This is a genomic window from Rahnella sp. Larv3_ips, from assembly GCF_003697865.1.
In the GTDB taxonomy this organism is placed as follows: domain Bacteria; phylum Pseudomonadota; class Gammaproteobacteria; order Enterobacterales; family Enterobacteriaceae; genus Rahnella; species Rahnella rivi.
This window is the reverse complement of sequence record NZ_MJIB01000013.1, coordinates 110682-124589: the sequence shown is the minus strand read 5'-3', so window position 1 is coordinate 124589 and position 13908 is coordinate 110682. Positions and strand designations below refer to the sequence as shown.

11 protein-coding genes are annotated in these 13908 nt (G+C 54.7%); 6 read left to right on the top strand and 5 right to left on the bottom strand.

All coding sequences use genetic code 11. The annotated features are described in order from the left end of the window. Positions 1–17 precede the first annotated feature (17 nt). Positions 18–2300: a catalase HPII gene (gene katE / locus ED901_RS16435; protein WP_371414318.1), complete on the bottom strand. Its 2283-nt coding sequence runs from the start codon at positions 2298–2300 to the stop codon at positions 18–20. A gap of 159 nt (positions 2301–2459) precedes the next feature. Here katE and ED901_RS16430 point away from each other — a divergent pair, with 159 nt between their 5' ends. Next, the gene (locus ED901_RS16430; RefSeq protein ID WP_122096555.1) at positions 2460–3287 is read left to right on the top strand and encodes a dienelactone hydrolase family protein; all 828 of its coding nucleotides are present in this window, start codon (positions 2460–2462) and stop codon (positions 3285–3287) included. Positions 3288–3392: 105 nt separating this feature from the next. Here ED901_RS16430 and fsa read toward each other — a convergent pair whose 3' ends face one another. After that, on the bottom strand, positions 3393–4058 hold the full coding sequence (fsa, locus tag ED901_RS16425) for a fructose-6-phosphate aldolase (RefSeq protein ID WP_122096554.1): 666 nt from the start codon (positions 4056–4058) through the stop codon (positions 3393–3395). An 11-nt stretch (positions 4059–4069) separates the two neighbouring features. Continuing rightward, positions 4070–6574 (bottom strand): phosphoenolpyruvate--protein phosphotransferase, encoded by a 2505-nt coding sequence (gene ptsP, locus ED901_RS16420; protein ID WP_056772090.1) that lies wholly within the window; start codon positions 6572–6574, stop codon positions 4070–4072. A 369-nt stretch (positions 6575–6943) separates the two neighbouring features. Here ptsP and ED901_RS16415 point away from each other — a divergent pair, with 369 nt between their 5' ends. The 5 genes from ED901_RS16415 to ED901_RS16395 are packed head-to-tail and all read left to right on the top strand — an operon-like array spanning position 6944 to position 11904. After that, positions 6944–8023 (top strand): PTS fructose transporter subunit EIIC, encoded by a 1080-nt coding sequence (locus ED901_RS16415; protein WP_122096553.1) that lies wholly within the window; start codon positions 6944–6946, stop codon positions 8021–8023. Positions 8024–8039: 16 nt separating this feature from the next. After that, a complete protein-coding gene (locus ED901_RS16410) occupies positions 8040–8369 on the top strand; it encodes a PTS fructose-like transporter subunit IIB (protein ID WP_122096552.1) in 330 nt (109 codons plus the stop codon). Positions 8370–8385: 16 nt separating this feature from the next. After that, entirely contained in the window at positions 8386–10683 is a 2298-nt protein-coding gene (locus tag ED901_RS16405; protein ID WP_122096551.1) for a formate C-acetyltransferase, read from the top strand. After that, positions 10649–11536 (top strand): [formate-C-acetyltransferase]-activating enzyme, encoded by an 888-nt coding sequence (locus ED901_RS16400; RefSeq protein WP_122096550.1) that lies wholly within the window; start codon positions 10649–10651, stop codon positions 11534–11536. Before ED901_RS16405 ends, ED901_RS16400 begins: the two co-directional genes overlap by 35 nt. A 23-nt stretch (positions 11537–11559) precedes the next feature. After that, complete coding sequence (locus tag ED901_RS16395; protein WP_056772102.1) at positions 11560–11904, top strand: PTS fructose-like transporter subunit IIB; 345 nt, start codon at positions 11560–11562, stop codon at positions 11902–11904. A gap of 39 nt (positions 11905–11943) precedes the next feature. Here the strand turns inward: ED901_RS16395 and ED901_RS16390 are convergent, their stop codons facing one another. Together ED901_RS16390 and ED901_RS16385 are read right to left on the bottom strand one after the other, a co-directional pair. Then, complete coding sequence (locus ED901_RS16390; RefSeq protein WP_122096549.1) at positions 11944–12807, bottom strand: AraC family transcriptional regulator; 864 nt, start codon at positions 12805–12807, stop codon at positions 11944–11946. A 158-nt stretch (positions 12808–12965) separates the two neighbouring features. Beyond that, on the bottom strand, positions 12966–13730 hold the full coding sequence (locus ED901_RS16385; protein WP_056772109.1) for an SDR family NAD(P)-dependent oxidoreductase: 765 nt from the start codon (positions 13728–13730) through the stop codon (positions 12966–12968). Positions 13731–13908: the final 178 nt, after the last annotated feature.

Sequence of the window (13908 nt, the reverse complement as noted above, 5' to 3'; positions counted from 1 at the left end):
GGGTGCGGGTTAACCTGTCAGGCAGGAACAGAATCTGCCGCAGCGCTGCGTGACCAGATCCGGTGTTTCGCTAAGTTTTTCACAAAGGCTTTCAGCAAGGCACCTTCCGCTTTTTCGCCTTCAATGATCCCCTCTTCCGCCACATCATCTTTAAGCCCCAGCAATGATTTGAAGCGTCGCGCATCACCGCTCAGGCCAATAACTTTCAGATGCTTATAGGCTTCAAGGACGTAATGCCGCGCATCCCCACTCATCAGCAATGCGTCGATATGCCCGTGCGGCACAATCACTGCGTCAACCGTGATCGACGGCGAACCGGCAAACGTGGCATCAATCGGCAATGTCGAACCATCATCGGCCGTGACCGTGCCTAAATGGCTGGCCAGCAGTTTAGGGTGAACGCCAACGGCCTGAAGCGCCTGCAAGGTTTCCAGCACATCCGCTGCATTGACACCGTCACCTAATAACAGCGCAACCTGGCGCCCTTTGATCACGCCTTTGCCACTGGCATACAGGCTGAGAGAAGGATCGCTTTCCAGACCATTTACCGGTTTTGGCGGTTTGATTTTCAGCGTGTCCGGCGAAAGCGTAATGCCGACATTTTTCGCCACTTGTTGGGCCAGAGACTGATCGACGCGGGCCAGTAAATCAACAACACGTTCGCGGATGTAAGGCCGCACAACTTTGGATAACTCAAACGAGAAAGCGCCTGCGATATGCTCCTGCTCCACCGGCGTCTGACTTAGCCAGAACAGGCGCGGCTGCGCATAAAACTCGGCAAACGATTCACTGCGCTGGCGGACTTTTTCCGCATCAATGCGTTCAGGATAGCTTTCAAACCCGCCGCCCGATGCTGCCGGAGGGGTTTCTCTCGGCCAGTTATTGTTAATGGAATTCGGCTCATAGTTCGCCGGATTGGTATCAACATCCTGGCGGTGCATGCCGTCACGCTGGAAATTGTGGTACGGACAGGTTGGCCGGTTAATCGGAATTTCGTGGAAATTTGGCCCGCCCAGACGGCTGATTTGCGTATCGGTATACGAAAAAAGCCGCCCCTGCAACAACGGATCATTAGTGAAATCAATGCCCGGTACGACGTGGCCGGGGTGGAAGGCGACCTGCTCGGTTTCGGCAAAGTAGTTGTCCGGGTTACGGTTTAGCACCATCTTGCCAATAAGCTGCACCGGCACCAGTTTTTCCGGGATCAGTTTGGTCGGGTCGAGCAAATCAAAATCATATTTGAATTCGTCTTCTTCCGGGATCAGCTGAACACCCAACTCATACTCAGGATAATCACCGGCTTCAATGGCTTCCCATAAGTCACGGCGATGGAAATCCGCATCTTTACCGGCCAGTTTCTGCGCTTCATCCCACAGCAACGACGCTTTACCTGCCAGTGGCTTCCAGTGGAAACGGACAAACGTGGATTTTCCCTTCGCATTCACAAAACGGAAAGTGTGGATCCCGAAGCCTTCCATCGTGCGATAGCTGCGCGGGATCCCCCGATCGGACATTGCCCAGAACACGTTATGCAGCGTTTCAGGTTGCAGCGAGACGTAATCCCAGAAGGAATCGTGCGCGCTGGCCCCCTGCGGGATTTCGTTGTGGGGTTCAGGTTTCACCGCATGCACAAAGTCCGGAAACTTGTGGGCATCCTGAATGAAGAATACCGGCGTGTTATTGCCGACCAGATCGTAAATGCCTTCATCGGTATAAAACTTGGTGGCCCAGCCGCGAATATCGCGGACAGAATCCGCAGAGCCGCGTGATCCCTGCACGGTAGAAAAACGCACAAACACGGGGGTTTGTTTTTTCGGATCAGAGAGGAAACTGGCTTTGGTGACAGATTTCATACTGCGGTACGGCTGAAAATAGCCATGTGCCGCAGCGCCACGGGCATGAACGATACGTTCGGGAATACGCTCGTGGTCAAAATGCGTGATTTTCTCGCGAAGAATAAAATCTTCCAGCAGCGTCGGACCACGGCTTCCGGCTTTCAGCGAGTTTTGATCATCAGAGATTTTCGTCCCCTGATTGGTGGTCAGCGGCTGCTTCTCACCATTTTTACGATGCCGCTCCAGCGCATCGAGTTTGGCATTGGTGTTTTGCGGGCTTTTCGCGCTGCCGGAGGCCGTGGGCTCTTTGCCCGGTGGCGTCGGTTGTGGCGATGGCTGATAAGCACTGTCGGCAGGTGCCAGATCACCCAGACCGGGTTGTGTGGATTTAATGCCCGTGGCGGGGGCGCTGCTTACCGGTTTTGACTCACTCTTTTTGGACACTTTTGAAGGTAATTTCGACATTGAACAAGACTCCAGCTAGACGTTTAAGGCGTTCTATAGGTCTTCCGTGACATTTTTCCTCACTAACTTTTAACTATAGAACATCTCATCTGCCTTGCTGTTGCGGCTTTCCGGCTATAGTTTTAATCCATCGCGCAAATTTTCTGTATGGAGACTCCAATGAAAAACGACGAAATCCTCCCCCTGAAACAGGCTCCGACCAGCTTTGCACCGGCCGTAACGCCAGTGGCTGAAACCACCCTTCACACTGATACCGATGGCCTGCACGCCGGCCAGACCACCATTCCCTCGCAGGGAGAAGACCTGCCCGCCTATCTCGCCCGTCCGGAACATTTCACCGGTAAGCTGCCTATCGTTCTGGTGGTGCAGGAGATTTTTGGTGTGCACGAGCATATTCAGGATGTCTGCCGCCGGCTGGCGAAACAGGGCTATCTGGCTATCGCGCCGGAGCTTTATTTCCGTCAGGGCGATCCGCGTGATTACACTGAAATCAGCGAGTTGTTTGCCAAACTGGTGAGCAAAGTGCCGGATCAGCAAGTGCTTTCCGATCTCGACCACGCGGCACACTGGGCCTCTCAGCACGGCGGAGATATCACAAAATTAGGCATTACCGGTTTCTGCTGGGGCGGCCGTATTACCTGGTTGTACGCGGCGCATAATCCGCAGCTGAAAGCGGGTGTGGCGTGGTACGGCAAACTGGTCGGTGACAAAACGCTGACCAGCCCGATGCAGCCGGTAGATCGCGCTGCGGCGCTGGATGCACCGGTTCTGGGGTTATATGGCAGGGAAGACTCCAGCATTCCTCTGGAGACGATTGAAACCATGCGTCAGGCCATCCGCGCAGCCAATGCCAATGCGGAAATCGTTGTCTATCCGGAGGCCGGACACGCGTTTAACGCCGATTACCGCCCGAGCTACAACGCTGAAGCGGCCGCCGATGGCTGGAAGCGGATGCTGGATTTCTTTGCACAGTACGGCGTGAAATAAGACCGGTGTGAAGTAGAATTCTCAGCCGTTAAAAATGATAAAAAGCCCGGCAGGTTGACCTGTCGGGCTTTTTTACGCGAAATGCTGTCTCAGATGCTGAGCAACTCAGCTTAGCGTTTTCACACCGAACGCGCCCTGCCAGTCTTCTTCAAACGCCACGACGGCCGCCTGAACCGCCGGTGCGCTGATAAACTGCTCCGCCACATCCACCGGAAGGGTGATCGACTGACAGCCCGCCAGCAGACACGCCAGCGCCTGACGCGGCGTTTTGAAGCTGGCCGCCAGCACTTTGGCCTGCGGCGCATGAAGCGTCAGTAATTGCTGCAACTCCGTCACCATCGCAATGCCATCACCGCCCTGAGCGTCCAGCCGGTTGACATAGGGGGCGACATATTCTGCACCGGCGAGAGCGGAAAGCAGCCCCTGCCCTGCGCCATACACGGCCGTTCCCAGCGTCGGGATTTTACGGGTGCGCAGAATTTTTATCGCCGCCAGCCCTTCGGCAGTGACCGGCACCTTCACAATCAGCCCCGGCACGCGGGAATGCAGTAACTCCGCCTCTTCCACCATTCGGTCGGCCTGATTCGCCAGTACCTGAGCGAACAGTTTTCCTTCGCCACCGAGCGCGTCACGCAGCGCCGGTAAGACCTCCCACAAGGAGGTGCGCGCTTTAGCGATTATGCTCGGGTTAGTGGTGACGCCCTGCAGCGGTAAAATACGGGATAAACGTTTGACTGCGCTTATATCCGCGGTATCCAGATAGAGTTCCATGCCATCTCCTGTCAGAGTTCAAGCTCTTGTTTCAGCAACGCTTCAATGTGCGCGGCCGTGGTCGAATGCATCAACGCATCCCGGAAACTGTCATGCATAATCCGGCGCGCCAGTTTAGAGAAAATCCGCATGTGCTGGTCACCGGCAGCGTGTTTATTCAGCGTCAGCATGATCACAAACTGCGCTTCTTCATCGCCCCACTGCACCGGTGCCTTGAGTTTTGCCACGCTGATGGTCGACTGTTCGATGTGCTCAGATTTGGTGTGCGGGATAGCAAAACCAAAACCGAGTCCTGTCGAAAATACCGCTTCACGGGCCCAGACGTCTGCGGCAAGCTTGCGCGGGTAGCGGCATCGGCCTGCCAGCATCAGGTTATCAACCATGCCTTTGATCACTTCTTCCTTGCTGCGCCAGTCGCTGTTCAGCGCCACACATTCTGTCGTGATAAGCGGCGCGTCGTTCGCCGTCATGCGGAACTGCGCCAGCAGGTGTTCAACCTCCAGCGAGGTACGGCACTGCATGGCGCGGTTAAGCAGCAGGCGGCATTCGCGGCTGTCGAGTTTTGCCAGCCGCGCTTTGGTCACCGGAACTGACGGCGCGTTCATACTGATTTCATCCAGCCCCAGGCCGACCAGTAACGGCAGCACAGAGCCTTTTGCGCCCAGTTCACCGCACAGGCCAATCCATTTACCGTGGCGATGGACTTCACGCACCACATGATCGAGGCCACGCAGAAACGCCGGATTCAGACTGTTGTAATGGCGGGTCACTTTGGCATTGTCGCGGTCAACCGCCAGCAGATATTGCGTCAGGTCGTTACTGCCGATACTAAAGAAATCAATCTCTTCGCAGCACTGATCGATGATGAACATCACCGAAGGGACTTCCAGCATGATCCCCAGCTGAATTTTTTCATCAAACGGGATTTGCTCGCTGCGCAGCGACTGTTTGGCTTCCGCCAGACGATCTTTAATCCACAGAATCTCTTCCATTGATGAGATCATCGGGATCATGATTTTCAACGATCCGTGCGCCGAAGCACGCAGGATCGAGCGCAGTTGCGTGTGAAACAGCGGTAAAAACTCCTGATAGATACGCACGGCGCGATAGCCAAGGAAGGGGTTGTTTTCAGCAGGAATGTTCAGGTAATTAACCGGCTTATCACCGCCGATATCCATCGTACGCACGATAATGGTTTTGCCGTTAGCCGCTTCCGTCGCCTGACAGTATATGTTGTACAACTCATCTTCAGAGGGCGCACTGGCGCGATCCATATACAGCATTTCTGTACGGAACAGCCCGACGGCTTCGGCACCGTTGCCAAAGGCTGCGCTGGCTTCGACCGAGTGCGCAATATTTGCCGCCACTTCCAGACGAACGCCGTCAGCGGTGTAACCCGGCTTATCAAGATACTCGCTCTGCTGCTGGCGCAGTGCCTGATGCACCGCCCGCTCCTGACGATAGTAGCGCTGCACCGGTTCCGTCAGCGCACAGGCGATCAACCCCAGATCGCCGTCGATCTGCACTTCCTGTCCCAGATACGCCTGCAAAGGCTCCGGATCGACGCCCACCAGCGCAGGGATATTGAACGACCGCGCCAGAATGACGGTGTGAGACGTGCTGCCGCCGCTGCCGAGCAGCAGGCCTTTGAGATGTTTTTTATCCAGTTCGAGAAACTGACTTGGCGTCAGTTCGTCGGCCAGACAAATGCTGGCTTCGCTGAGGGTTTGCTGGGGAGCGAAACGCGCTTCTCCGTAAATGTGTTGCAGCAACTGGAAACTGACATCACGAATATCCAGTTCGCGCTCACGTAAGTAGGCGCTGGAAGATTGTGCCAGTTGCGCACTGAAATGTGCGGCGGTATCCACAATACTTTGCGCGCAGCTCTTACCTTCCATGACGTGGCCCAGCAGCGCATCGCGAAGGCTGTTATCACGCAGCAGAGAGCGATGAGCCTCCAGCACGGCGGTGAGGGTGCCGCTGCCTTCCATCAGCTGTAATTCAATGGATTTTTCAAGCTGCGCCAGCCCGGCGGAAAGCAGACTTTGTTCTTTATCCTTGCCCTGTGACTCAGGCAAATCAGTAAGCGCCGTCAGATTGACGTTTGAGAGGGTAATCAGCCTGCCCGATGCACAGCCTTCACTGACCGAACGGGCGCGGTAAACCACCGGCGAGAGATGCGCTAAGGATTCAGGAAGCGGTTCGAGCTCTGCATTTTCTGGGTGTTCAGGAAGGGCTTCATCGCACAGTGGAAATGTGTGTTCAATAAAATGCGTGAGAGCGGCCAGGGCGGCGTCTTCATCCGCTCCCTCGACCGTGATGTGGCATTCATCGCCGAGCAAAATATCTGCGCCGATCAACGACAGCACGCTTTTACCGTCAGCGGTGCGACCGGTACGGGTGTTATGCCACTGAAACGCTGCGGTAAATCCATTGCACAACGTTTCTATATGGCTCGCCGGACGGGCGTGAACCCCATTTACCAGTACGCAGGTGAAGCTCAACTTCTTGGTCATTTCTGAATCCTCATCCCAGATTCCGGTGAAATTTACCGGCTGTTGCAGAATAAGAGCCGCAAGCGCCCGCTGGCTACCAGACAAAAATGGCAAACACTGGATAAATGTAATGTATGAGCTTTTTTGCGAGGCAGCTCACAGTGTACAGGGGTTGAGGATTCTGCGGTTTATTCGGGTTATTTGAACCTGCTCGCATTTTCAATCGAACATTACAAAAGTCCAGTAAAACACAATTTTGTCCACTATTAGCGCCACGGCCGTCAGCCTATTGTTGTCGTCGATACCCTTTCAGTATCTGGGCTTTTTTCGTTAATCAGCCCCGATATTTGCGATCGTTAAGCCCGACACCAGCCGTTCCCGGAGCCAATCATGAAAGACTTGCTCAATATTCTAAAAAATACCCGTCAGCACCTGATGACTGGCGTCTCCCACATGATCCCCTTTGTTGTCGCAGGGGGCATTTTACTGGCCATCTCCGTCATGCTGTACGGTAAAGGCGCCGTTCCGGACCCTCTGACCGATCCCAATCTCAAAAAACTGTTTGATATCGGCGTCGCCGGTTTAACCCTGATGGTGCCCTTTCTGGCTGCCTACATCGGGTATTCCATTGCCGATCGCTCTGCACTGGCTCCTGCGGCCATCGGTGCCTGGGTTGGCGCCTCTTTTGGTGCCGGTTTTTTCGGCGCAATCATTGCGGGCCTGCTGGGCGGCATCATTGTTTTCTATCTCAAGAAGATCCCGGTTCCTAAGATCCTGCGCTCAGTGATGCCGATCTTCGTGATCCCGATCGTCGGTACGTTGCTGACGGCGGGGATCATGATGTGGGGGCTGGGCGAACCTGTCGGGCTGCTGACCACCTCGCTCACCCACTGGCTGCAAGGCATGCAGCAGGGCAGCATTGTGGTACTCGCCATCATTATGGGCCTGATGCTGGCTTTCGATATGGGCGGGCCGGTCAACAAAGTTGCCTACGCCTTTATGCTGATTTGCGTGGCGCAGGGTGTGTATACGGTGGTCGCCATTGCGGCGGTTGCCATCGCCACACCTCCGCTCGGTGTAGGTTTCGCAACGCTGATTGGCCGTAAATATTACTCCACCGAGGAGCGTGAAGCTGGCAAAGCGGCCATGCTGATGGGTTGCGTCGGCATCACTGAAGGCGCGATCCCTTTCGCCGCTGCCGACCCGCTGCGCGTTATTCCTTCCATCATGTTCGGTTCTGCCTGTGCCGCGGTGACTGCCGCCCTGCTCGGCGCAGAGTGCTACGCGGGATGGGGCGGGCTGATCGTGCTGCCTGTCGTTCAGGGCAAATTTGCTTACATCGGCGCGCTGCTGGTCGGCATGGTCGTCACCGCCCTTTGTCTCAATCTGCTGAAATATCTGGCGGCCAAAAAGCAATCCAACAAGACACATCAGGAATCTGACCTGGACTTAGACTTCGAAATTAACTGACATCAGGGAATTAACTATGACCAAAATTATTGCTGTTACCGCCTGCCCTTCCGGCGTTGCTCATACCTACATGGCAGCAGAGGCCATCGAACGCGCAGCGAAAGCCAAAGGCTGGGAATGCAAAGTGGAAACTCAGGGCTCAATCGGTCTGGAGAACGAACTGACCGCCGAAGACGTCGCTGCCGCCGACATCGTGATCCTGACCAAAGATATTGGCATCAAATTTGAAGAGCGCTTTAAAGGCAAAGTCACCGTTCGCGTAGGCATCAGTGACGCAGTAAAACGCGCTGACGCCATTATGGAAAAAATCGCAGCACACCTGACTAAAGCTGCCGTCACGGATTGATCACAAGGAGAATATGATGACGTCCCGCACCGAACGACTGAAAGCCGCACTGTTCGCCAGCCCGCGTGAAATCTCGCTGGAACGTGCCCTGCTGTATACCGAAAGTCACCGCAGCACGGAGGGCGAACTGACTCTTGTGCGCCGTGCTAAAGCCACGGCATACATTATGGATAACGTTGAGATTGCCCTGCGTGAAGACGAGCTGATTGCCGGTAACCGAACGGTCAAACCGCGTGCGGGGATCATCTCTCCTGAAATGGACCCTTACTGGCTGCTCAAAGAGCTGGACGCGTTTTCCACCCGTCCGCAGGACCGTTTCACTATTTCCGGGGAAGATAAACAGATCTATCGCGGGCAGCTTTTCCCTTACTGGGAATCGCGCTCAATGAAAGACTTCATCAACAGCCAGATGCCGGAAGAGGTCACGGCGGCCACCCGGACCCAGATTTTCAGTATTAATCAGACCGATAAAGGCCAGGGGCACATCATTATTGATTACCCGCGCCTGCTTAATTCGGGTCTGGACAATTTAGTGGCTGAACTTGTGCAACTGAATGAACAGGCGCCAGATAACGCCTTTTATCAGGCGGCGCTGATTCTGCTTAAGGCCGCACAACGGCATATTTTGCGCTACGCCGCACTGGCTGAAGAGATGGCGGAAAGCTGTCAGGACGACACAAGAAAACAGGAACTGGTGCGTATCGCTCACGTCTCGCGCCATATTTCCGGCAACAAGCCGCAGGATTTCTATCAGGCCTGCCAGCTGTTCTGGTACATGAATATCATTTTGCAGTACGAATCCAACGCCAGTTCATTGTCACTTGGCCGCTTCGATCAGTACATGCTGCCGTTCTACCAGCATTCCCTTTCACACGGCGAATCCCCGGCGTTTCTTAAAGAGTTGCTGGAAAGTCTGTGGGTGAAATGCAATGACATCGTGCTGTTACGCTCCGCCTCCAGCGCCCGTTACTTCGCCGGTTTCCCGACCGGTTACACCATTTTACTGGGTGGCCTGACAGAAACCGGTCGCAGCGCCGTCAATGTGCTGTCGTTCCTCTGTCTGGATGCCTACCAGAATGTTTGCCTGCCGCAGCCGAATCTCGGGGTGCGGGTCAATGAACTGATTGACCGCCCGTTCCTGCTGAAAACCGCCGAAACCATCCGAATGGGGACCGGTATTCCGCAAATTTTTAATGATGAAGTCGTGGTGCCTGCCTTCCTTAACCGCGGTGTTTCGCTTGAAGACGCGCGGGATTACGCCGTGGTGGGCTGTGTCGAATTATCGATTCCGGGAAAAACATACGGCCTGCATGACATCGCGATGTTTAACCTGCTGAAAGTCATGGAACTGACGCTGCACGAAAATGAAGGCAACGCGTCAATGACTTATCCTGAACTGGTGGAGCAGATCCGCCAGAAAATCAGCCATTACGTCAGGCTGATGGCGCAGGGCAGCAATATCTGTGACATCGGCCACCGTGACTGGGCACCGGTTCCCCTGCTGTCTTCCTTTATCGAAGGCTGTCTGAACAGCGGCAAAGACATTACTGAGGGCGGCGCGCGCTACAACTTCTCGGGGGTTCAGGGCATTGGCATCGCGAATCTCAGCGATTCCCTGCACGCGCTCAAAGGCATGGTGTTTGACCAGCAACGTCTGACGTTTGATGAGCTACTGGCTTCGCTGAAAGAGAACTTTGCCAGTGAAGAGGGCCGCGCCATCCGCGCCCGGCTCATCAACCGCTTCGAGAAATATGGCAACGACGTTGATGAAGTGGATTTAATCAGTGCCGACTTACTGCGTTATTACTGCAAAGAGGTCGAGCAATACCGCAACCCGCGTGGCGGCCAGTTCACTCCGGGTTCTTACACGGTGTCAGCACATGTGCCGCTGGGCGCCGTGGTCGGTGCAACGCCCGATGGACGGTTCGCCGGTGAGCAACTTGCCGACGGCGGCCTTTCCCCGATGCTGGGACAAGATCACGAAGGGCCGACCGCCGTCCTGAAATCGGTCAGCAAACTCGACAACACTCTGCTGTCTAACGGGACGTTGCTGAATGTGAAATTCACGCCATCCACGCTGGAAGGTCAGCAGGGGCTGAACAAACTGGCGGATTTCCTCGGCGCCTTTACCCGACTGAAACTACAGCATATACAGTTCAACGTGGTGAACGCTGAACAACTGCGTGAAGCGCAAAAGCGTCCGCAGGATTTTGCCGGGCTGGTCGTCAGGGTGGCGGGTTACAGCGCGTTCTTTGTCGAACTGTCGAGGGAGATTCAGGATGACATTATCGGCCGTACCGCACACCAGTTATGATATGCAGATCCCTGTGTTGAATGAGCCGGAAAGGCGCGGGCGCATTTTCAATATTCAGCGCTTTTCGCTCAACGACGGCCAGGGTATTCGTACCCTGGTTTTCTTCAAAGGCTGCCCGCACCGCTGTCCGTGGTGCGCCAACCCTGAATCGATGTCGCCACGTATTCAGGTCATCAAACGGCAGGCGAAATGCCTGAACTGCCGCACCTGTTTGCAGGATCCGAACGAATGCCCGAGTGGCGCAATGGAATATGTCGGCGAAGACATTACGCTGCCGGCGTTAATGACGCGCCTGCTCAAAGATGAGATTTTTTTCCGTTCGTCGGGCGGCGGTGTCACGCTGTCAGGTGGCGAGGTGTTGATGCAACATGCTTTTGCCGGCCAGTTACTCCGGCAGTTGCAGGCATTGGGCATTTCGACGGCGATCGAAACGGCGGGCGATGCGCCGCTGGATCATCTGCTTGCGCTTACCGATCACTGCGATCAGGTGTTGTATGATTTCAAAATGATGGATCCCGCGCTGGCAAGATCAGTGCTCAATATGAACCAGCCAAGAGTGTTGCAGAATTTCACCGCGCTGACACAACGCGGCGTGAAGCTGCTTCCACGGATTCCGCTGATCCCAGGCTTCACGTTAACGCCTGAAAATATGCGACAAATATTGGATTTCCTGAAGCCTTTCAAATTAACTGAAATCCACCTTTTACCCTTCCACAAATACGGTGAAGCGAAATATCCCTTACTGGATAAAACCTATTCAATGCATCAAACAAAGGTGCCGGATGCCGCAACTATTGCGCCGTTTTATGCGATGGCCGAAAAATACGGTTATAACGTGACGCTCGGTGGGTAAAACTTTTGATCAGAGGAAATACGATGTCGCTCAAACTGGTTGCAGTAACCGCATGTATCAGCGGTGTGGCGCACACTTATATGGCGGCAGAGCGTCTTGAAAAGCTCAGCGCACAGGAAAAATGGCAGGTGAAAGTGGAAACGCAGGGCGCGCTGGGCATTGAAAACATGCTGTCAGAAAGTGATATCGCTCAGGCCGATATTGTTCTGTTAATCACCGAGATCCAACTGGAAAACCGCGAGCGCTTTGCCCACAGCCGCTGCGTTCAGACAGGCATGCATACCTTTTTACGCACACCCGAAAAAGTGATGACTGCCGTAAAGAAAATAGCCACCTCGCCACAGGGTACACACATCATCCTGCCGTAACCTTGCCTTCGCCAGGGTGCCCGCAAACTGCAAAACACCTCACGCCTGTTCCTGCTCAAACTGGCTGCGATATTGCCGACGGTATTCCGACGGGGAGCGTTCGGTGCTTTTCTTAAACTGACGGCAAAAGTAGTTACTGTCGGTAAATCCGCAGGCATGCGCCACTTCTTTCACCTTCATGTCGTAGCCTTTCAGCAGATTTTTCGCCTGTTCCAGCCGGACATAATTCAGATATTCATTCAGCCCGATGCCGCCGCTTTTTTGGAATAAATGCGATAAATAATTGGGCGAGATGTAGAAAGATTTCGCGACAGAATCGCGGGTCAGCGGCTCGCGAAAATAGACTTCGATATGCTGGCGGATGGCACTGAACAGAGCCTGGCTGCGCGATGCGGTTTGTACCGAAGAGCTGAACAGATCTACCGCATGGCTCAGCAGCCCTTTCACCAAAAATTTCGCGGTTTGCTGATCGCTTCTGTGCCACGCCAGCTCGTTCAGCGCCTGCAACATAAATGCCCCGACGCGCGGGCCGCGTCTGCCGATATTGCCCTTTTCGCTGGAATCAAAACCTGCACCGTTCCAGTGGAGCAGGCTAAAACCCAGTTGCTGTTTGCCAAATAAAATACTCAGCGTGCGCACTGGCATCTGCCACCGGGGGCTGTTCCAGCCTTTCGCCGGAACATATAACACATCGCCCGCCTGCAGGAGCGTCGCTTGAGTCGTCCCCTGTTCGTCCTCCCATTCCATTACCTGTTCGCCGTCCAGAATCAGCTCGAGACGCGGAAAATCGACCTGATAGGCCAGCGCAGGAACCGGATGCTGGTTGCCCGCATAATAAACCTGGCGGATGCCATTGGTGGCTTCAAGTACCGGAGATAAAACAGAAAAAAGAGGATGAGTCATGGTCGTGCTACCTGTTTGCAGAATCACACCATGATAACCAACCTGCGTGGAAGGAAGAAAAAGAAGTCACAGATTTGCGAACATTGACGGGAAAACATTGACGGGAAAAGGGTTCACCGGCGGCTGTCGATGCACGCCGGTGAACCGGACACAGCCGGTTATGCCTGCGGAGGCTGGCCGTTAGAGGCACTGAGCCCGCCATCCACCGGCAGATTTACGCCGGTCACAAACCGGGCATCGTGGCTGGCGAGAAACGCGATCACGTCAGCGATTTCTTCCGGCTCAGCGCCACGGCCAAGCGGGATGCGTTCTGCAAATTTATCCAGCAGAGGCTGATTGTCTTTTATCCCTGCCGCCATCTCGGTAAAGGTCAGCGACGGGCAAACCGCGTTGACACGCACGCCGTCTTTACCGTGATCCATAGCAACCGAGCGGGTGAAGTTGGTTACGCCGCCTTTGGCCGCGTTGTAGAAACTCATGCCCCAGTCGCCGCCCATGCCAGACACGGATGAGATGTTCACGATGTTGCCTTTGCTTTTTATCAGGGCGGGCATGAAGAAACGCGTGCAGTAGAAAACACCGCTCAGGTCGATGGCCAGAATTTTTTGCCAGTCCTCGAGACTTGCCTCGGTCACTTTCCCCTGGACGACCACGCCTGCGCCATTCACCAGCACATCCACGCGGCCAAATTTATCCCCGATGACCGCCGCCATTCGCTCGACGTCCTGCGCCGACGAAACATCTGCCAGATGAATATAATATTGCGTGCTGCTCAGCGTGCTCGCGACTTTCTCCAGTTTCTCTTTGGTTCGGCCAACCAGCACGACTATCGCGCCTTCATCAGCAAAACGCCGGGCCGTTGCCGCCCCCATACCAGAACCCGCGCCGGTCACGACAACCACTTTGTCTGTAAATCGGTTCATGTTCTCTCCCTGTTTGAAATGTTTGAAATGAATGAAACGTCCATTAAGCCTAGCGGACAACGCCACCTCGTGCGGAAACGAGCCGCCAAAATGGCCGCTAATCAGCCCACAGCCACCGTATGACGCCGCCTGAGAGAGTCGTAACAAAGTACGAATGAGCGCCAAAAAAAAGGGGCAC